The organism is Methylosinus sporium (assembly GCF_003113265.1).
Lineage (GTDB): Bacteria > Pseudomonadota > Alphaproteobacteria > Rhizobiales > Beijerinckiaceae > Methylosinus > Methylosinus sporium.
Window position 1 is genome coordinate 17,805 of sequence record NZ_PUIV01000015.1, and the last position, 19,731, is coordinate 37,535.

Annotated in this window: 19 protein-coding genes; 4 read left to right on the forward strand and 15 right to left on the reverse strand. The window is 65.9% G+C overall.

The annotated features are described in order from the left end of the window. Genes aroB through C5689_RS11005 form a run of 3 tightly spaced genes read right to left on the reverse strand, consistent with a single transcriptional unit; the run spans position 1 to position 3,451 of the window. Entirely contained in the window at positions 1-1,794 is a 1,794-nt protein-coding gene (gene aroB, locus C5689_RS10995; RefSeq protein ID WP_108917320.1) for a 3-dehydroquinate synthase, read from the reverse strand. A gap of 47 nt (positions 1,795-1,841) precedes the next feature. Continuing rightward, positions 1,842-2,549 (reverse strand): NUDIX hydrolase, encoded by a 708-nt coding sequence (locus C5689_RS11000; protein WP_108917321.1) that lies wholly within the window; start codon positions 2,547-2,549, stop codon positions 1,842-1,844. Continuing rightward, the gene (locus C5689_RS11005) at positions 2,546-3,451 is read right to left on the reverse strand and encodes a PhzF family phenazine biosynthesis protein (protein WP_108917322.1); all 906 of its coding nucleotides are present in this window, start codon (positions 3,449-3,451) and stop codon (positions 2,546-2,548) included. The genes C5689_RS11000 and C5689_RS11005 overlap by 4 nt, the downstream gene beginning before the upstream one ends. Here C5689_RS11005 and C5689_RS18230 point away from each other — a divergent pair. Then, positions 3,450-3,653 (forward strand): hypothetical protein, encoded by a 204-nt coding sequence (locus C5689_RS18230; RefSeq protein ID WP_146188375.1) that lies wholly within the window; start codon positions 3,450-3,452, stop codon positions 3,651-3,653. The genes C5689_RS11005 and C5689_RS18230 overlap by 2 nt on opposite strands. 281 nt (positions 3,654-3,934) lie before the next feature. Here C5689_RS18230 and C5689_RS11015 read toward each other — a convergent pair whose 3' ends face one another. From C5689_RS11015 to C5689_RS11030, 4 genes are all read right to left on the reverse strand, one after another. Next, entirely contained in the window at positions 3,935-4,357 is a 423-nt protein-coding gene (locus C5689_RS11015) for a nuclear transport factor 2 family protein (protein WP_244594670.1), read from the reverse strand. A 145-nt stretch (positions 4,358-4,502) separates the two neighbouring features. Next, positions 4,503-5,522 (reverse strand): ketol-acid reductoisomerase, encoded by a 1,020-nt coding sequence (gene ilvC / locus C5689_RS11020; RefSeq protein ID WP_108917325.1) that lies wholly within the window; start codon positions 5,520-5,522, stop codon positions 4,503-4,505. 208 nt (positions 5,523-5,730) lie between these two features. Continuing rightward, positions 5,731-6,282, reverse strand: a complete 552-nt coding sequence (ilvN, locus tag C5689_RS11025; protein ID WP_024881200.1) for an acetolactate synthase small subunit — start codon at positions 6,280-6,282, stop codon at positions 5,731-5,733. Positions 6,283-6,363: 81 nt separating this feature from the next. Next, positions 6,364-8,136, reverse strand: coding sequence for an acetolactate synthase 3 large subunit (locus C5689_RS11030; RefSeq protein ID WP_108917326.1), 1,773 nt, complete (start codon positions 8,134-8,136; stop codon positions 6,364-6,366). A gap of 341 nt (positions 8,137-8,477) precedes the next feature. On the opposite strand from C5689_RS11030, the gene C5689_RS11035 reads away from it, so the two are divergent. Continuing rightward, entirely contained in the window at positions 8,478-8,996 is a 519-nt protein-coding gene (locus C5689_RS11035; RefSeq protein ID WP_108917327.1) for a YqhA family protein, read from the forward strand. Between the two features lie 18 nt (positions 8,997-9,014). On the opposite strand, the gene C5689_RS11040 is transcribed toward C5689_RS11035, so the two are convergent. From C5689_RS11040 to C5689_RS11050, 3 genes are all read right to left on the reverse strand, one after another. Continuing rightward, positions 9,015-9,314, reverse strand: a complete 300-nt coding sequence (locus C5689_RS11040) for an alkylphosphonate utilization protein (protein WP_108917328.1) — start codon at positions 9,312-9,314, stop codon at positions 9,015-9,017. Positions 9,315-9,440: 126 nt separating this feature from the next. Next, the gene (locus tag C5689_RS11045; protein WP_108917329.1) at positions 9,441-9,866 is read right to left on the reverse strand and encodes a hypothetical protein; all 426 of its coding nucleotides are present in this window, start codon (positions 9,864-9,866) and stop codon (positions 9,441-9,443) included. A gap of 35 nt (positions 9,867-9,901) precedes the next feature. Then, entirely contained in the window at positions 9,902-10,081 is a 180-nt protein-coding gene (locus C5689_RS11050) for a hypothetical protein (RefSeq protein WP_108917330.1), read from the reverse strand. A gap of 199 nt (positions 10,082-10,280) precedes the next feature. Between C5689_RS11050 and C5689_RS11055 the strand changes: the two genes are divergently transcribed. Further along, entirely contained in the window at positions 10,281-10,577 is a 297-nt protein-coding gene (locus tag C5689_RS11055) for a type II toxin-antitoxin system HicB family antitoxin (protein WP_108917331.1), read from the forward strand. Here the strand turns inward: C5689_RS11055 and C5689_RS11060 are convergent, their stop codons facing one another. The 3 genes from C5689_RS11060 to C5689_RS11070 form a co-directional block, all read right to left on the reverse strand. After that, a complete protein-coding gene (locus C5689_RS11060; RefSeq protein ID WP_108917332.1) occupies positions 10,578-10,772 on the reverse strand; it encodes a type II toxin-antitoxin system HicA family toxin in 195 nt (64 codons plus the stop codon). Positions 10,773-10,962: 190 nt separating this feature from the next. After that, the gene (gene adh, locus C5689_RS11065; protein ID WP_108917333.1) at positions 10,963-12,480 is read right to left on the reverse strand and encodes an aldehyde dehydrogenase; all 1,518 of its coding nucleotides are present in this window, start codon (positions 12,478-12,480) and stop codon (positions 10,963-10,965) included. Positions 12,481-12,616: 136 nt separating this feature from the next. Further along, positions 12,617-13,594: a helix-turn-helix domain-containing protein gene (locus tag C5689_RS11070; RefSeq protein WP_108917334.1), complete on the reverse strand. Its 978-nt coding sequence runs from the start codon at positions 13,592-13,594 to the stop codon at positions 12,617-12,619. A 631-nt stretch (positions 13,595-14,225) separates the two neighbouring features. Here C5689_RS11070 and C5689_RS11075 point away from each other — a divergent pair. Further along, positions 14,226-15,122, forward strand: coding sequence for a DUF2778 domain-containing protein (locus C5689_RS11075; protein ID WP_342210426.1), 897 nt, complete (start codon positions 14,226-14,228; stop codon positions 15,120-15,122). A 213-nt stretch (positions 15,123-15,335) separates the two neighbouring features. Here C5689_RS11075 and C5689_RS11080 read toward each other — a convergent pair whose 3' ends face one another. Together C5689_RS11080 and addA are read right to left on the reverse strand one after the other, a co-directional pair. Next, a complete protein-coding gene (locus C5689_RS11080) occupies positions 15,336-16,151 on the reverse strand; it encodes a tetratricopeptide repeat protein (protein WP_146188376.1) in 816 nt (271 codons plus the stop codon). 87 nt (positions 16,152-16,238) lie between these two features. Next, complete coding sequence (gene addA / locus C5689_RS11085) at positions 16,239-19,706, reverse strand: double-strand break repair helicase AddA (RefSeq protein ID WP_108917337.1); 3,468 nt, start codon at positions 19,704-19,706, stop codon at positions 16,239-16,241. Positions 19,707-19,731: the final 25 nt, after the last annotated feature.

Genomic DNA, 19,731 nt, shown 5'->3' on the forward strand with positions numbered 1-19,731 from the left:
CTATTCGCGCGCGATTTCGTCTTTGAGGAAACTGCGCAGTTGGTCCACGTCTATGCCCTTCTCGACGAAGGAGCGTCCGATGCCGCGCGCGAGAATGAAGGTGAGCGCGCCTTTCTCGACCTTCTTGTCCTGGAACATGGCGTCGAGCATGGCGTCGGCGTCGTCGCGCCAGCCGGAAATATCGCGAATGCGGGTCGGCAGGCCGACGCGGGTCAGATGGCGGCCGACGCGTTCGGCGTCCTGCTGGCTGCAGAGGCCGAGCCGCGCCGAGAAGCGGAAGGCGCAGACGAGGCCGATGGCGACGCCCTCGCCATGGACGAGGCGCTCGCCGTCGTAATGCACGAGCCGCTCCAGCGCATGGCCGAAAGTATGGCCGAGATTGAGCAGCGCGCGGTCGCCCTGCTCGGTCTCGTCGCGGGCGACGATCTTGGCCTTGGAGCGGCAGCTCACCGAGATCGCCTCCACGCGCGCGGCGCGGTCGGCGAAGACGGCGGAAGCGTTGTTCTCCAGCCATTCGAAGAAGAAGGCGTCGTCGATGAGTCCGTATTTGACCACTTCGGCGTAGCCGGCGCGGAACTCGCGCAGCGGCAGCGTCGCCAGGGCGTCGACATCGGCCAGCACCAGCGCGGGCTGATAGAAGGCGCCGACGAGATTCTTGCCTTGCGGCGTGTTGATGCCGGTCTTGCCGCCGACGGAGGAGTCGACCTGCGCCAGCAGCGTGGTCGGAACCTGCACGAAGCGGGAGCCGCGCCGCACGCTCGCCGCCGCGAAGCCGGCGAGGTCGCCGACAACGCCGCCGCCGAGCGCCAGCACCACATCGCGCCGTTCGATGCGCGCCTCGAGAATCTCCTCACAGACGCGCTGGAAGACCGGGAAGGATTTGGACGCCTCGCCCGGCTCGACGACGATGGAGACAGTGCGAATGCCGCTTTTCTCGAGGCTCTGGCGCAGCACGGGCAATTGCAGCCGGGCGACATTGGCGTCGGTGACGACGGCGCAGGCCGCGCCCGGCGCGATGCGGGCGAGATGCTCGCCCGCCTGCTCCAGCAGCCCGGCGCCGATGATGATGTCATAGGCGCGGCCGCCGAGCCCCACTTCGACAGTCTGCGGCTCGACGGGGGCGGGCGGCGTTCGTGACGTCATGAATCGATCGAATCCTCGTGTAGTCGCGCTCTCCGGCGCGCCATGCGCCCATGCCAGCAGCGCCGCGATCGTCTCTTCGACCATCACCTCATGCGCCACATCGCGGGAGAGCACGGCGATGTCGGCCTGACGATAGACGGGATAGCGCTCGTCCATCAGCCGGCGCAATACGGCGGCGGGGTCGCTGGTCTGCAACAGCGGCCGGTCGCCCTTGCGGCGCACGCGGCGCAGCAGAACGTCGTGAGCGGCGTCGAACCACAGCGAGACGCCGCGCTCCTTCACGCGGTTGCGCGTGGTCTCGTCCATGAAGGCGCCGCCGCCGGTCGCCAGCACGCAGGGCTCGCCGGCGAGCAGCCGGGCGATGACGCGGCGCTCGCAGTCGCGGAAATGCGCCTCGCCATATTTGGCGAAAATATCGGGGATCGACATTCCCGCCGCGGCGGCGACGATCTCGGCGTCGGCGTCCTTGAACGGCAGGCCGAGGCGCTGCGCCAGACGCTGGCCGATGGAGGTCTTGCCGGAGCCCATCATGCCAACCAGCACGAGCGAGCGGCCGAGCAGTGCGCCGCGAATGGCGCGCGCGCTGTCAGCGGGCGGAGTCTGTCCGCCCGGCCGCGCCGCATGGCCGCCGATCGCCTGCACTTTGCTCATGAGGAGTAATCTACACCGCGCCGCCAGGAAATTCAGCCCCCATTTGCTCATGGGGGCAGCAGCGGCTCGAGAAAACGGCGGATGAAACCGAGCATTCGCGGCTCGGCGAGCTCGGCGCGCCGCGCGACCATGCGCACGCCAGCCAGCTCCGGCTTTTTCTGCGAGGCGATATAGGAGCTTACGCGCGTTTCCAGCTCTGCGGCGGACAGCGGCGATTGCGCGATTCTCATGCAGGCGACGCGCGGCCCGGCGTAGACGATGGTCCAGTCGGGCGAAAGCCGCGCCTCCTGCGGCGCAATGCCTGTTTCTTCCTCGAGCTCGCGCAGCAGATTGGCCTCGAGATCGACCATGCCGTCGCGCAGATCGCTCGGATCCGGCGTGCCGGCGGGAAAATAGATCGCGCCGGCGGCGGAATGATCCGCCCCCATCTCGCCGAGCAGAAAGGCGCCGTCGGCCGAGCGCAGCGCCGGCATGGAGAAGCAATTGTAGACGCCGGCGTCCGGAAAGCCGAAATCCCGCCAGGCGAGGAAACGCGAGAAGCGCGTCTCGAAGAATTTGACGCCGAGCGCCGTCTCGCCGCGCGAGACGCTGTGCGCGAGCAGCACGGGGCCGTCATAGAGCGCCGGCACGGCGGCGCGGCGCTCGGCCCAATGCGCGTCGATCTCCGCGCCGCGCAGCCGGTCGAAGGCCCAGTCATGCGGCTCGAGGACGCAATGCAGGGCCGAGACGCCGACGATCTCGACTTCGCCGCTCATAGATCCAGATCTCCGCGCTGCACTTCCACCGCATGGCCCGCCACTGTGACGGCGACGAGCGCGCCCGCCTCGATTCGCGAGCCGAGGATGATGCGGGAGGGGCGGCCCATGGCGTAGCCCTGCTCGATGACGAATTCATGCTCGCCGTCCTCGGGCGCCTCGAAGGCGTGGGCGACTCCGGCGAAGGCCGCCGCCGCCGCGCCGGTCGCCGGGTCCTCGCCTATGCCGACGCCATTGGCGAACATTCGGGCCGCGACCGCGCTCGCCGGCTCTACTGTCTCACTCGTGTAGAGATAGGCGCCGATGCGCTCGCCCAGCAGCGCGGCGAAGGCGGCTGGGTCCGGCCGCGCGCGATCCAGCGCCGCGCGCGAGCGGATCGGAACGAAGACGAGCTCCACGCCCGCGGAGAAGGTCGACGGCGCGTGACGGCCGAAACCGATCTCCTCGCTTTCGAGGCCGAGCGCTTTGGCGAGCGGCGCCGGCTCCGGCGACCATGCGCCGCGAACCGGCAGGCGCGGCGCCGTGAAGCGCGCGAGAATGGCGCGCGAGGCGTCCCTCACCACATCGCAGCGGACGAGGCCGATCTCCTCCTCGAGCGCGATGACGATTCCATTGCGCGTCAGCATCTCGGGCGCGCGCTGCGTCGCCAGCAATATCGCCGCGCCGATCGTCGGATGGCCGGCGAAGGGCAATTCGCGCAGCGGCGTGAAGATGCGCAGCCGCGCGGTATTGATGGAATCGCGTGGCTCCAGAACGAAGACCGTCTCGCTCAGATTGAACTCGCAGGCGATGGTCTGCATCGTCGCGCTGTCGAGCCCGTCCGCGCCGAGCACGACGGCGAGCGGATTGCCGGCAAAGCGCGTGTTCGTGAACACGTCGAGCGTGGAGAAGCGCAATCGCATGGTGCTGACGCAGGCTCGCTCAAGGCCAGGGCGGATCGCCCTGAATGGAGAGGATGGTGATCGAATCGCGGAACTCGATCAATTCGACGATGAGGCCATTCTCGAAGCGTATGAAATCGGCGAGATCGACGCGGCCCTCGAGGCCTGTGCCGCGACGCCGCCGGAGTCGATGATGACATCGTCGATCTGCTGCTCAGATTGAGCGAAATCGATATTGATCGCGCGCAATATATTCAGCAGCGCGTCGACGCCGAAATGGCGGCCGGCATAGGGGATGCGGGATTTGTCGCCGACGAATTCGCAGACGACGTCCTGCGCGCAGAAATCCCGGACGACGGCGAAATCGCCGTTTTCGGCGGGCTGCCGCGCAAGCAGCTCGACGCGGCGCCGGATTTCGTCGCGATCGAGCCCGGGCGGAGGGCGAGAGAAAAAATCTTCGCTATTCGTCATGCAACGCCTCGATCCGCGATTATCGGGCCGCGATTATCGGGGCCGAGGATCGTCCCGCTCGATCAGCGCCTCGGCGGCGGAGCGTCCCCAGCTGTGATAGTCGAGATATTCGAACATCTCGACCACCTTCCCGTTCCGCCAGTACAGGAAATGCGCCATGTCCAGCGTCGCCGTGCGGCCGGAGTTGCGATGGCGCCAGGAGTTGCGCCATCGCACCGATGATTTCGGCCCATCGACGAGGATCGCCAGCACCTCGCCGCCGAGCGGCTCGTAATTGACGTCGGTCAGCCGAATATTCTCCTTGAACGCGTCGCGGCCGTGGAGAACGCCCGGAAGAAACAGGCCTTCCTTGGTGCCGTGATAGCGCACGACGACATCGCGTGCGAAGTAGCGCATCATCTCGTCGATCCGGCCCGACATGCGCAGGCGCGTGATCTCGAAGACGTTGCGTCTCAATTCGCGACGATGCTCTTCGTCAGGCTCGTCGATTTTCGGCTGCATCGCGCTTCCCCGTCATGAGGGCGGCCGTCTCTCCGCGCCTCTTTCGACGATGCGTTCGATCCGAGCTGGGCGTCGTGATCGTCTCCTTTAGAAAAAAGGATCAGTTGCGGTCCTTGTCGACCAGCCGGTTCTTGCCGATCCAGGGCATCATGCCGCGCAGGCGTCCGCCGACTTCCTCGATCGGATGAGCGGCGTTGCGGGCGCGGGTGGCCTTGAAGGACGTCTGGCTGACCTTGTTCTCGAGCATCCAGTCGCGGGTGAACTTGCCGGACTGAATATCTTCGAGCACGCGCTTCATCTCGGCCTTGGTGTCCTTGGTGATGATGCGCGGACCGGTGACATATTCGCCATATTCGGCCGTGTTGGAGACCGAATAATTCATATTGGCGATGCCGCCCTCATAGATGAGGTCGACGATCAGCTTCACCTCGTGCAGGCACTCGAAATAGGCCATTTCCGGCGCATAGCCGGCCTCGACCAGCGTCTCGAAGCCATTGCGGATCAGCTCGACGAGGCCGCCGCAGAGCACGACCTGCTCGCCGAAGAGATCGGTCTCGCATTCCTCGCGGAAGGTGGTCTCGATGATGCCGGCGCGGCCGCCGCCGATCGCCGAGGCGTAGGAGAGGCCGAGCTCGAGCGCATTGCCGGAGGCGTTCTGATGCACGGCGATAAGGCAGGGGACGCCGCCGCCCTTCAGATATTCGCCGCGAACCGTGTGGCCGGGGCCCTTGGGCGCGACCATGATGATGTCGAGATCGGCGCGCGGCTCGATGAGATTGAAGTGGATGTTGAGGCCATGGGCGAAGAACAGCGCCGCGCCGGATTTGAGATTCGGCGCGAGCTCGGCGGCGTAGATCTCGCCCTGCAGCTCGTCCGGCGTCAGCATCATGACGACATCGGCCCATTTGGCCGCCTCGGCGACTTCCATCACCTTGACGCCGGCGCCCTCGGCCTTCTTGGCGGAGGCGGAGCCCTTGCGCAGCGCGACCGCGACCTCGCCGACGCCCGAATCCTTGAGGTTCAGGACATGGGCGTGGCCCTGGCTGCCATAGCCCACCACAGCGACCTTCTTGCCCTTGATCAGATTGATGTCGGCATCCCGATCGTAATAGACGCGCATATTCTCGCTTTCCCCCACAGGACGACAGACGCCGTCGTTCGGCTTCAAGAGTTCCTCGACCGCCGGGCGGTCCCGGAGGCCTGTCTTTCCAGCTTGATTTTACATTGTTTTTCCGTCGGCTCGGGAAGACGGTCGAGGCGACGGGCAATTCCGCGGGACCTTTCTACGCGCCCATGGCGTGAAGGTCAAAATCTCGAGGATCGCCCGATCAGATCGGGTCCGGCCCGCGGGAGATCGCCGCGACGCCGGTGCGCGAGACCTCGACGAGCCCGATCGGGCGCATCAGATCGACGAATTCATCGATTTTATTCGGCTTTCCGGTCAGCTCGAAGATGAAGCTCTCGGTCGTGGCGTCGACGACGCGGGCGCGGAAGGCCTCGGCCAGCTGCAGGGCGGCGTTGCGCTCCTCGCCCTTGCCGCGCACCTTGACCATGGCCAGCTCGCGCTCCAGCGAGCGGGCGGAGACGGTGAGATCGGTGACTTTATGAACCGGCACCAGCCGCTCGAGCTGATGCTGAATCTGCTCGATCGTCTCCGGCGTGCCGGAGGTGACGACGGTGATGCGCGAGAGATGCTCGCCATGGGCGACCTCCGCCACCGTCAGGCTCTCGATATTATAGCCACGGCCCGAGAACAGGCCGACGACGCGCGCCAGCACGCCCGGCTCATTGTCGACCAGCACGGCGAGCGTATGCGTCTCCACATTGGAGCGCGACGTCGGCGAGGAATAGGGCGAGGGCGGGGAGAGGGGAGCGTTCATGGGTTTGTTTCCAGCGAGTAGCGAATAGCGAGCAGTCGAAAGCGAAGCAGCTCCATCCGCCGCTCGCTATGCGCGCTCGCGTCACACCAGCATCTTGCCCTTTTCGTCGATGATCGAGCCGAGCTCGATTCCGGCGTCGTCGGAGAGATCGGCGAGCAGCATGTCGTTATGCGCCTTGCCCGAGGGGATCATCGGGAAGCAATTCTCGCCCTTCTCGACGAGGCAGTCGAAGATCACCGGCCCGTCATAGTCGATCATCTCCTGGATCGCGCGATCGAGATCGGCGGGGTCGGAGCAGCGAATGCCCTTGGCGCCGAAGGCCTCGGCGAGCTTCACGAAATCGGGCAGCGCCTCCGAATAGGAGTGCGAGTAGCGCCCGCCGTGCAGCAGTTCCTGCCACTGGCGCACCATGCCCATATATTCATTGTTGAGGATGAACACCTTGACCGGCAGGCGATATTGGATCGCCGTCGACATTTCCTGAATGTTCATCAGAATGGACGCCTCGCCGGCGATGTCGACGACCAGCGATTTGGGATGCGCGAGCTGCGCGCCGATCGCCGCCGGCAGGCCATAGCCCATGGTGCCGAGCCCGCCGGAGGTCATCCAGCGATTGGGCTCGTCGAAATGATAATGCTGCGCGGCCCACATCTGATGCTGGCCGACCTCGGTGGTGATGTAAGGATCGCGATCCTTGGTCAGCGCATAGAGACGCTGCACGGCGTATTGCGGCTTGATGACCTTGTCCGAGTTGCGGAAGGCCAGCGACTTGCGGTCGCGCCATTCGTCGATCTTCTTCCACCAGGCGTCGAGCGGCTGCTTCTCGGCATGCATCGCCTCGGCGCGCCAGATGCGCACCATGCTCTCCAGCACATGGCCGCAATCGCCGACGATGGGCAGATCGACCTTCACATTCTTATTGATCGAGGAGCGATCGATATCGATGTGGATTTTCTTCGAGCCGGGCGAGAAGGCGTCGAGCCTGCCGGTGATGCGATCGTCGAAACGCGAGCCGACGGCGATCATCAGATCGCAATCGTGCATGGCGTTATTGGCCTCGAAAGTGCCGTGCATGCCGAGCATTCCGAGCCAGCTCGGCCCGGAGCCCGGATAGGCGCCGAGGCCCATCAGCGTGGAGGTGATCGGGAAGCCGGTGAGCGACACCAATTCGCGCAGCAGCGTCGAGGCGGCCGGGCCGGAATTGATGACGCCGCCGCCCGTGTAGAAGATCGGCCGTTTGGCGGCGGCCATCATCTTCACCGCGCGGCGAATGGCGTCGGTGTCGGCGTCGAGCTTGGGCTGATAGGTCTTGTGATGCACATTGCGCGGGCCGGTATAGGTCCCGGACGCGAATTGCACATCTTTCGGAATGTCGATGACCACCGGCCCCGGCCGCCCGCTGGAGGCGACATAGAAAGCCTCGTGCAGGATGCGCGGCAGATCGGCGATATTCTTCACCAGATAATTATGCTTGGTGCAGTGGCGCGTGATGCCGACCGTGTCGCATTCCTGAAAAGCGTCGGAGCCGATGAGATGCGTCGGCACTTGGCCGGTGATGCAGACCAGCGGAATGGAGTCCATCAGCGCATCGGTGAGGCCGGTGATGGTGTTGGTGGCGCCGGGGCCGGAGGTGACGAGCAGCACGCCCGGCTTGCCGGAGGAGCGGGCGTAGCCCTCGGCGGCATGCGCCGCGCCCTGCTCGTGGCGCACGAGAATGTGCCGCACCTTCTCCTGGTGGAAGAGAACGTCGTAGATCGGAAGGACGGCGCCGCCGGGATAGCCGAAAAGCACTTCGACGCCCTGATCCTTCAGGGCCTCGACCACCATTTCCGCTCCGGTCATCTGCTTCGCCATTCTCTCCAGCTCCGCTTTTCTCGACCCTCGAGACATAGGACCGCGCGGGCGCGCCCCCATAGGCAATAAAAAAGGCCCCCTGGAGGGCCTCGGATAAGCGCCAGCGGCGGAAGCTCGGGTTCAGACCCGCTCCGTCTCCAGCGCCCTGCCTACGAGAAGAATGCCCTTCACGGCCCGCTCCAGGTGAAATAACGGATCAGACGTTACGGGAGACGACCGCAGGGGTCAAGGCGATTCCGCGGGCAGAGAGGCGATCGGCGCGCGCGCCGGTCCCCTCGAGCTTGGCCGGCGCGGCGAATTCGTGTACGCCTCCGTCGCCTCCCCACCAGAACGAGTCGAAGATGAAGCGCTTTTTCGAATCCTTCCTGTTTATGTCGCGCTGGCTGCTCGCGCCCTTCTTCGTCATGCTGGCGGTCGGGCTCTTGGAGCTGCTCTATAAAGCCGGCGTTCATCTCTTCGAGGCGACGGCGCATCTCGTCACCGCCACCGAATCCAATATGACGCTGCTGGTGCTCGATCTCATCGACATGACGCTCACCGGCGCGCTGGTGGTGACGGTCATGCTGTCGGTCTATGAGAATTTCGTCTCCAAGGTCGATACGGACAGCCAGCCCGGCTGGCCGGACTGGATGGGCTCGATCGATTTCTCCGAGCTGAAGCTGAAGCTGCTCTCGACCATTGTCGCCATCTCGGCGATCAAGCTGCTCGAAGCCTTCATGGACGTGCCGCATATGAATGACCGAGATTTGTATTTCTATCTCGGCATTCATCTGACCTTCGTCGTCTCGACGCTGGCCTTCGCTCTGTCGGAGCGCCTCGCCGGCGGCCATGGGACCAATCACGGCGAGCAAGGGCATTGAGGGCGCGGTAGCGCCCGCTCAGCGTTTCTTCACGAATTCCGTGCGCAGCACCAATCCTTTGATGGTGTCGTGCCGGCAGTCGATTTCTTCCGGATCGTCGGTGAGGCGGATCGAGCGAATCACCGTGCCCTGCTTCAACGTCTGATTGGCGCCCTTCACCTTCAGATCCTTGATGAGGGTGACGGAGTCGCCGTCGGCGAGCGCATTGCCGGCCGAATCCTTCACGATTTTCGCCTGCGCCGCCGCCGCGGCGAGCTGCGACGCCGGGACCCATTCGCCGCTCGCTTCGTCATAGACATAGTCTTCGTCGTCGGCCACGCGAACCTCTTTTCGATTGAACGCCGCGCGCGAGAGCCGCGCATCGGGATGCGCTCTCTTAGGCGACCGCGCCGTCCCGGCGCAAGGTGGAGCGGAGCGATGCGTTTCTCGAGGGGCGCGACGCTTCTAGAATCTGCGGCCGGGCGGCGCGAGCGCGCATTTCATCACGGCGATGACGCCGCCATCGTCATATTTCAGCGTGCCGGCGGCTGTGTCGAGCAGGTTGCGAATATGCTGGTCTCGGCATTTGCCGCTCGCGGCGACGCAGATTCGGTCCTGTCCGAAGCTCACCGCATCCTTGTCGACGCTGACCGCATAAGTGACTTTTTGCGTGTCGCTGGAGCCGCTCGCGCCGGAGACATAGCTATCGCCATCGCGATATTCCTCGGCGACGCCATCCTCCCAAATGAGCTGCACGAAGCGCCGGCCGGTGTCGATGTCGATCGCGACCGTTCGACCGGTGCGCCCGCAATCGAGATGAATTTCCGAGGCGAGGGCGTGCGGCGCGAGCAGCAGCGCTAGGGCCGCGAGGGCGTAGAGTCTGGCTTTCATTCCATGTCCCGCAATGCGCGCGTGGCGCGGCCTCGTCAATTTCTCGGCAGAGAGGAGCGCATCTCGTCGCAGGCGCGCAATTGCGCCTCGGTCGCGGACCAATAGGAGATTTCGCAAAGGGCCTGATAGCGGCTGGCGACGAAGATGGACCACAGAAAATAGCCGAAGCCGGCGACGCCCAGCGCGAGCAGCATGTTGCGACTGAAAGCGTTCATGATCGCCCTTCCGCGCCGATCCGGCGTGACGTCCCCGCCGCGTCATCCTGGCGCTTGCGCAGGACCGGGTCAAGCGCGTTCCCGCCCGCGCCGGAGCTCCGAGCAGGCATGTTTTCCAGCGTCAGGGCGGCGCTCGTCGACGCCGTGGTCAAAATCGCTGAATGAGCTATATTGCCGGCATCTTTCAAAGCAGGCCGCCATGAAACCCTATATCGCTATCGTCCATCAGGAAGAGGGCAGCGCCTATGGCGTGAGCTTTCCAGACGCGCCCGGCTGCTTTTCGGCGGCCGACGAACTCGACGATCTCTTCGCCATGGCCACCGAGGCGCTGGAGCTATGGGCGGAGGGAATGCGCGAGGATGGCGCGCCGATCCCCGAGCCGCGCGAATTGTCGAAATTGAGAGACGATCCAGAATGGGCGGAGAGCTTCGAAGGAGCCGCCTTCATCATCGCGATCGAAGCCCCTTGGGACAGGCTCTCGCGCGCGGCGGAATAGTCAGTCCTTCGGCCAGCCTGCCTGACGATAAATGTCGGCGGCGGTCTTCGGCGGAATATTCTTCTTCGGATGAGCGACGGTGATGCGCCCGACCTTGGTCGGATGCTTGTATTGCCGATGCGAGCCTTTGGAGCGAACGAGCGCCCAGCCTTCGCGTTCCAGACGTCGGATGATCTCGCGGCTGTCGGTGAGCATGATCGTCTTCGAAGAAAAATCGATGGCGATCTATTGATGACATTGGAACGAATAGCGCAAGCAGTCTTGTTATGTCTGTTTACGTCTGTGCATAAGTTCCTATCGGCGCCCCGCCGCAGGCACTGCCGAGCAGCGAGATCAAATGGAGCGGGGCGGCCGCAGGGAGGAGACGGCCGCCCCGGCCGGACGCTCAGAAGAAGCCGAGCTTGTCCGGGCTATAGCTGACCAGCAGATTCTTCGTCTGCTGGTAGTGATCGAGCATCATGCGATGATTCTCGCGGCCGATGCCGGACTGCTTGTAGCCGCCGAAGGCCGCATGGGCCGGATAGGCGTGATAGCAATTGGTCCATACGCGTCCCGCCTGCACGGCGCGGCCGACGCGATAGGCGCGGTTGACGTCGCGCGTCCACACGCCGGCGCCGAGGCCGAAGATCGTGTCATTGGCGATCGCCACCGCTTCTTCGTCGGTGTCGAACACCGTCACCGAGACGACGGGTCCGAAGATCTCCTCCTGGAACACGCGCATCTTATTGTTGCCGGCGAGCACTGTGGGCTTCACATAATAGCCGCCGGAAAGATCGCCGCCGAGTTCGGCGCGGCCCCCGCCGATCAATATGTCCGCGCCTTCCTTCTGGCCGATGTCGATATAGCCGAGGATTTTCTCCATCTGCTCCTTGGAGGCTTGCGCGCCGATCATCGTCTTGGCGTCGAGCGGATCGCCCTGCACGATGGCGCCGACGCGCTTCACCGCCTTCTCGATGAATTTGTCATAGATGCTCCGCTGCACCAGGGCGCGGCTGGGGCAGGTGCATACTTCGCCCTGATTGAGCGCGAACATGGCGAAGCCTTCGAGCGCCTTGTCGAGAAAAGCGTCGTCCTCCGCCGCCACATCGGCGAAGAAAACATTGGGCGATTTGCCGCCGAGCTCCAATGTCGCGGGGATGAGATTGCGTGCGGCATATTCGCCGATCAGCCGTCCCGTGCTGGTCTCGCCGGTGAAGGCGATCTTGGCGATGCGCGGCGAGGAGGCGAGCGGCTTGCCGGCCTCGAGGCCGAAGCCGTTGACGATATTGACGACGCCCGCCGGCAGAAGATCGCCGACGATCTCCGCCCATACGAGTATCGAGGCGGGCGTCTGCTCGGCCGGCTTCAGCACCACGCAATTGCCGGCGGCGAGCGCCGGGGCCAGCTTCCACGCCGCCATCAGCAAGGGAAAATTCCACGGAATGATCTGCCCGACGACGCCGAGCGGCTCGTGGAAATGATAGGCGACCGTGTCGTGGTCGAGCTCCGATATGCCGCCTTCCTGCGCGCGGATCGCGGAGGCGAAATAGCGGAAATGATCGATGGCGAGCGGAACGTCCGCCGCGGTCGTCTCGCGGATCGGCTTGCCATTGTCCCAGCTCTCGGCTTCCGCCAGCGCCGCGAGATTTTGCTCCATGCGATCGGCGACCGCGTTGAGAATGCGCGCGCGTTCGCCGACGCTGGTTCTGCCCCAGGCGTCCTTGGCGGCATGGGCGGCGTCGAGCGCGATTTCTATGTCGGTCTCGTCGGAGCGCGGAACCTCGCAGAGAATCTGTCCGTTGACCGGCGTCACATTCTCGAAATAGCGGCCGGCGCGCGGAGCGACCCAGCGGCCGCCGATGAAGTTCTCATAGCGCGCCTTGAATTTAGGCGTAGCGGAGCGGAGGAATTCGGGCCTCGTCATGACGTTTCCCCTTGACTGTTTCACGCGCCTTTGCGGCGTCGGGGGAAATCATCCGCCCGCGCGGCCGGCTGCGCCAGAGGGGGAAACGCAGGAATGGCCTCGAGGTGTCGCAGATTTGCGACAGTCGGGACGGAATCTAATGTCCCTGCGACAATCCGAGCCGGCCGAGCTTGCGATGCAGCGTGGCGCGGCTGACGCCGAGCAGGCGCGCGGCGGCGGTGACATTGCCATTGGCGCGGGCGAGGGCGCGGCGAATGGCGCCGCGCTCGGCGTCTTCCAGCTCGGCGTTTTGCAGCGCGGCCTCCGCCTCGCCGCCGCCGGCCAGAAGATCGGCGGCGGGAAGCTGCGAGGCTATGCGCGCGTCGGTGACGCCGAGCTCGAGCCGCGCCGCGCGCGTCGCGCCGATGACGAGATCGTGCCGATCGACGGCGAGCAAGGCCGCGCCGCGCTCGGAGGGCGCCGTCAATATGCGCGCGCCGGCGAAGGCCTCGCGGAAATGCGCGGCCTCGATCGCCCGCGCGGCCTCCGCGACAGCGACGGCGACCAGCGCGACCACGCCGCCGGGGAGAGATTCGCGGCTGCTGGAGACGTCGAGGGCGGCGGCGAGGCGCCCCTCATGATCGTAGATCGGCGCCGCGGCGCAGCTCAGCCCCGTGTTGCGCGTGTGGAAATGCTGATCGCGATGAATGGTCAGCGCGCGGCCTTCGGCGAGGCAGGCGCCGATCGCGTTGGTGCCCTCGCGCGCCTCGCTCCAGACGGCGCCCGGACGTAGGCCGCGCGCGTCGAAATCCGGCGCATCCGACTCGGCGCTGCGTCGCTCGAGCGGCACGCCCTCGATATTGCTGAGCAATGTGCAGCAGCCGAGCTCGGCGACAGCCGCGAACAGGCGGTCGAGCGGCTTGCGCGCCGCGCGCAGCAGCGGCGCGAGCCGCTCCCGCGCGTCCTGGAGCGCCGCCGCTTCGATCAAATCCGGCGCGCGGCGCGCATCCGGGTCGAGCCCATGCAGCGTGACGCAGCGCCGCCATGAAGCGGCGACCGCCGAGGCCGCGGGCGCCGCATCGTCATCGATGACCGAGCGGACCCGGTCGATATGGCTCACCTCGCGCCGTTCCATTCCAGGCTCTCCCATGGGAGGACGGGTCAGCATAGCGCGGCGCGCGGATGCTTTCACCTCCCTTGCGTCCGCTCGGTGCCCTGCGCGAATGCAGCTTTCGACCGACAAGCGTGTCCAGCCGAAGTGGATACCGGTTCGGCGTTGGAAACGCGTCAAAACAAAGGACTAGAGTCTAGTAGGCGAGGCGCGAACCGTGACCGCCGCGACGCGGCGCGGTTTGTCGCGCCCATGGTCATTATGCGTAGGGTTTACCGAAATGTTTACTATATTGATGCGTAATTCCCTTCCGTAGCCGGTGAAGTTCACGTCAGTCGAACGAAAAGATTCGACGTGTCGAGTGCGCAAATACTCTAGCTGTAGTTACGTAGAGCGGACAAAAAACCGCCAAATTGTAACTTCAGTTTCTCGAACGTTCGGGGGGCTGAGAGTTGATCCTCGTTCTGGGCGCGGGTGGCGTAGTCGATCGGCTTCACATGAAGCTCAACGACAGTGTGCGTAACGGAAGTGTTTCCGAAAGTGGGGGTGGATGCGTAAGAATCCCGGTGAACGATCCTTGCTCAATTCATTGTCGCGCCGTGAAATATCTCGCCGCCTTCTGATCTCGACTCTGTTCGTCGCAGGCACCCTCACAGTGGGCGGTTTCGCGGGTCTCGCCATGCGTAGCGCGGAAGAGACGGCCGCGCCATCGGCTGCCGCGTTCGAGATCGACTCCCCCGCCGACACGACGGCCTCGATCGAGGCGCCGTCCTTCTCCATTCCCTTCGGCGTGCTGGTCGGCGATCTGCGCTCGCATGTCGCGCCCAAGACGGTGGTCGCCGCGCTGGAGACGCCCCATTCTTCGCCGTCGCCTTTGGCCGCGACGCCGGCTCCGCCCGCCGCGCAGCGGATCGCGGAGGAGGAGGCGGACAGCGCGCCGCTTCCGCCGCCGCGTCCTTCCGAATTCGGCCTGCGCGTGCATATGCCCATCATCCGCAGCGCGCGAAAGACGGCCTCCGCGCCGGCGCCGGAAGAGGATAGCCGCTCCTTTTTCGAGAAGGTCTTCGGCCCCTTGCAGCCGACCGGCAAGGCGCTCGCCTATGCGGCGCCGGAGACGGGGCTGTTCGACGGCCTCCGCAATGTGACGCGCGGCAATCCGACGGCGGCCTATGACAATCAGACGGCCGTCTACGACATCAGCGGACATACGGTTTATCTGCCGGACGGCACGCGTCTCGAGGCGCATTCGGGCCTCGGCGACAAATTCGACGATCCGCGTTTCGCACATGTGCGGATGCGTGGCGTCACGCCGCCGCATACTTACGATCTCACCTTCCGCGAGCGCCCGTTTCATGGCGTGCGCGCGATCAGGCTGACGCCGATCGGTGGCGAGGGCGCCATCTTCGGCCGCGCCGGCCTGCTCGCGCATACCTACATGCTCGGTCCGCGCGGCGATTCCAACGGCTGTGTGTCGTTCAAGAATTACGCCGCCTTCCTGCGCGCCTTCGAGCGCGGCGAGATCAAGCGCCTCGTCGTCGTCGGCAAGCTGTGAGCGTTCCCGCTCGAAGCAGTCGTTCCCGAGAAAGCAGCGGCCCTTTCCTCCTGATGCGGAGGGGCTGCAACCCTCCCCCTCATGCCGAGGAGGTCGCGCAGCGGCCGTCTCGAAGCACGAGGGGGAGCTTCCAGTGGGCCGCATGTGAAATTTCCCACATGCTTTAGAGACGCGGCCCGCTCGCCGCTCCTCGGCATCGATCGTTTTCGCTTTTCACAATCCCTTCGGCTCGTCGAATGCCGGTAGCTTGCGGCAGCCGAGCGCGCCATATTCCTCGACGCGCTTGCGCGCTCCCGGCGTGCCGCGCCGCGGCGGATCGAGCGCGATCCAGGAAAACAGCGTGAAGGCCGCGTCGCAGGGCTTGCCCACGGCGACATAGGCGTTGGCGAGATCGACGAACACGCGCTCATGCACTTTGGCGCGATCGTGGAACAATTCGATCGTCGTCTTATATTCGCCGATCGCGGCGTCATAGCGTTTGGCGGCGAACAGCGCCCTCGCGCGCAGATAATGAAAATCCGCATAGATCGGCTGTTCGGAGATCAGCGCGTCGGCGATCTTCAACGCGGTGTCGGCGTCGCCGATGCGCAGGAACAATTCGCCGGCGCGGCCTTTCTCCATGGCGCTGTCCGGGCAGGCCGCGGCAAAGCCGCCAAAGCTTCGCGCCGCGACGCGCTCCTCTCCTTCGGCGATCAGCGCCTCGGCGAGAGCCGTGATCGCGCGCTTGTCGCAGGGCTCGCGCAGCAGCTTGGCGAGCTGCGTCGAGATTTTCGGAGAGGCGACCAGCCGCGCGCGCAGCGGCTCCATCTCCAGCCGGGCGTAGACGGGCGCAAATTCGTCGGCCGGGGTCGGCGCGCCGACGGCGTTCGCGGCCGTATAGGCCTCGCGGCGCAAAAAATCGCCGAACTCGGGCGCGACGACGACAGCGAGGCCGAGAGCCCCGGCGACCGCCGCGACCACGCCGATCCAGAGTCGGCTCTTTTCCGGCGAAGGCGGCGGGGCGATGCGGTCCCCGCGATCGATCTCCATGGTCAGATCCCAAAATGTGCGCGTCGACAATAATGACGAAAACTAGACGAAGATCGCGGCGAAAGCGCGTCCGGCGTTTCCCTCGTCTCAAACCTCCAGCAAAATCTCCTCCAGCGCGGCGTCCAGCGCCTCGGGCTCCGGCTCCTCTATCGTCGCGCTCTGCGTGAAGATCAGCGCGCAGCGCACATTTTTGTGCGGATAGAGCCGCCGCGCCGCGGCGCGATAGACGGCGAGCTGGCGCAATTGCGCCGGCGTCGCCGGATGGCGCGGCGCGCCGGTCTTGAAATCGGCGACGATGACGTCGGTTTCCGTCTCGGCGAGCCGGTCGATGCGGCCGCAAATGGCGATCTCGCCGCGCGGGCTGTCGAGCCGCGCCACGATCTCCACCTCCGGCGCCGAGCCAGGCCCGAACAAAGGCGCGAGCGAGGCGTGGCCGATGACCGCGAGCACGGCGGAAACGAGCCGCTCGCGCTGCGCGGCGTCGAGCGGGGCGGCGCGCAGCTCCAGAAAGCGCAGCGCCGCCTCGACGCGCCGCTCCGGCGGCGTGTCCGGCAGGCGTTGCAGCAGCGCATGGGTGAGCCGTCCGACCAGCAGCCGCTCGCGGTCACTCCGCGTCGGCGCGGCGGAACTCTCCTCGCCGGCGAAAGGATCGGCGGCCGCCAGCGCCGTCGCCGGCCGCAAGGGCGGGGCCGGCGCGCGCTCCTCCGGCGCAGGCGCGCGCGCATAGGGCGGGACGGAGATCGCCGCGGCTTCGCGTGCCTCGCCCGTCGTCGCCGCGCCATGCGCCGCATCGCCATAGAGCAAAATCTGCTTCGTCTCGTCGAGCGGGTCCGGCGCGCTGTCGCAGGCGGGCTCGAGGGCGTTGCGGATCGCGTCATACCAGCAGCCGGCGCCGCGTCCCGCCGGCCCATGGAAGCCGCCGACATAGAGCCGCTCTTCGGCGCGCGTCAGCGCCACATAGAGCAGCCTGCGATGCTCCTCCCGCGCCGCCTCGCGTAGCGCCTCGCGCGCGCTGGCGACGGCGGGCGGATCGGCGGCCATATTGCTGGACCAGACCAACACCGCGCCATCCTCCTCGCCGAGCCGGAAGATTTTGGGATCATGCCGGCCGGAGGGGCCGCCGCAAGTGTCCGGCAGAAAGACGATCTTCGCCTCCAGCCCTTTGGAGGCGTGCACGGTCATCACGCGCACGGCGTCGCCGGCCGCCTCCATGTCGCGCTTGACGGAGAGCTGCAGGCTCTCGACTCCCGCCAAAAATCCGGCGAGGCCCTGCGCCTGCTCGCGCTCGAAGGAGAGCGCGAGGCGCAAAAATTCGTCGATCGCGTCATTGGCCTCCTGGCCGAGCCGCCCGACCAGCCTCTCGCGCCCGCCGCCGGCGCTGAGAATATGGCTGTAGAAATCGAATGGCGCGCGCGTGCGCGCCTCGCGCACCCAAGCATCTACCCGCGCGGCCGCCTCTCTATGCGCCGGCTCCGGCGAGGCGGCGAGCGCATCGATGAGCGCGCCTTCGCGCTTGGGCGCGAGGGCGATGAGATCATCATCGGTGAAGCCGAAGAGCGGCGATTTCAGCAGCGTCGCGAGGGTGAGATCGTCCTCGCGCAGCAGCGCGACGCGGCCGAGCGCGACGAGGTCCATCACCGCAATATGGCCGGAGAGATCGAGACGATCGGCGCCGGCGACGGGAATCGCCTCCGCCTTCAGCGCGCGAATGACGCCTTCGAAAAAAGCGTCGCGCTTGCGCACGAGGATCATCACATCGCCGGGCCGCACGGGGCGCATCGCGCCTTTGTCCTCGACGCATTCGCCATTTTGCGGCGCGAGCAGCGCCTTCACCTTGCGTGCGATCTTGCGCGCGAGCCGCGCCGGCGGACCGGCCTCGTTCACATAATCGAGCGGCAGGCGCCAATCCTCCGGCGTCTCCGCGCCTTGCGACGATTCCGGCTCCCAGATTTCGACGAGGCCGGGCACGTCGCTCTTCCAGGCTTCGTGCACGGGCGCGGGTTCCTCTCGGTCCGCCGCGAGGCCGCGCCTGTTCTCCTCGACCGAGAAGACGATATCCACCGCGCCGAGCACTTGCGGCGAGGAGCGGAAGGAGCGCGTCAGCCGCACCGTCTCGAAGCCGAGCTCGGCGTCACGGAAACGGCGCGCGAAATCGCGGCGCATAGCGTCGAATTTCTCCGGCGCCGCGCCTTGAAAGGAGAAGATCGACTGCTTCTCGTCGCCCACGGCGAAGAAGGTGCGGATGCGCCGCGTGGCGCCGGCGCCGGCGCAGAATTCATCGGCGAGCGCGGCCAATATGTCCCATTGCGCCGCGCTCGTATCCTGCGCCTCGTCGACGAGAATATGATCGATGCGCGAGTCGAGCTTGTAGAGCACCCAGGACGGGCTCGAGCTTTGAAACAGCCGGCGCGTGCGCTCGATGAGATCGTCGAAATCGAAGAGGCCGCGATTGCTCTTCATCCGCTCATAGGCGGAGAGAATGGCGTCGCCGATCCGCGCCAGCGCCATGGAGCGATCGAAAGCGGCGGCAGCCTTGCGCTTTTCCACCAGCGCGACGAGCCGATCGCGCTCATCCTCGAGCCGCGCCAGCAATGCGGGCTGCTGCTTTTGCAGTGCGGCCGAGATCATCTTCTGCTTGCCGAGCCCGCGCGGCTCGCCGTCCTTCTTGAAGAAGACCGACAAGTATTCCTCGACACATGCCGAGCGCTGGTCATTAGCGCCGCCGGCCAGCCCAGCAGCGATCATCAATTGCGCGCCGAGCTTCCCATCATTCGCGCCGCCGCCGCGCAGCGCCTGCGCGATTCCCGGCCAGTCACGAGGCGAAAGCCCGCCTTCGATAATCTCCCGCTCCACCGCCTCGAGCGTCTCGCCCTCGCGCAGCCCTAAGCGCTCGCGCAGCAGCTCCGCATAATCGCCGGACGACAGATTGCGATGCGCGGCCCTATGGCCGAGCAATTCCGCGATCAACTCGTCGAAGCCCCCGCCCGAGCAGAGCCGCGACACCGTCTCAAGCGCCGCGCGCAATTCGCCTTCGTCCAGCACGGCGCGGGCGAGCGTCTGCCGTCGCGCGCGCTCCAACAGCTCGGCGCGCTCCAAATCGTCGAGCACGCGGAAGGACGCCGCGACATTGGCCTCGAAGGGAAAGAGATGCAGAATCCTTTCGCAAAAGGCGTGGATGGTCTGAATTTTCAGCCCGCCGGGCGTCTCCACCGTGCGCGCGAACAGGCGCCGCGCGAAGACCAGCTCCGCGCGCGACGGCTGCGGCGCGCCGGTGGCGAGAATGGCGGCGGTCAGCGCCTCATCGTCGAGCAGCGCCCAGCCGGCGAGAATATCGAAAATGCGCGCCGCCATATTGGCGGCCGCGGCCTTTGTGTAAGTGAGGCAGAGAATGCGCGAAGGCGGAGCGCCGGCCAGCAGCAGCCGCACCACGCGCTGTGAGAGAACATGCGTTTTGCCCGAGCCCGCATGGGCCGCCACCCACGCCGATTGCGCGGGATCGGAAGCGGCGCGCTGCCGCTCCCGCGTGTCCTTGGCGATGGGGCGTCTGTCGCTCATCCAGTTTCCATTCGGAGCGAAGGAA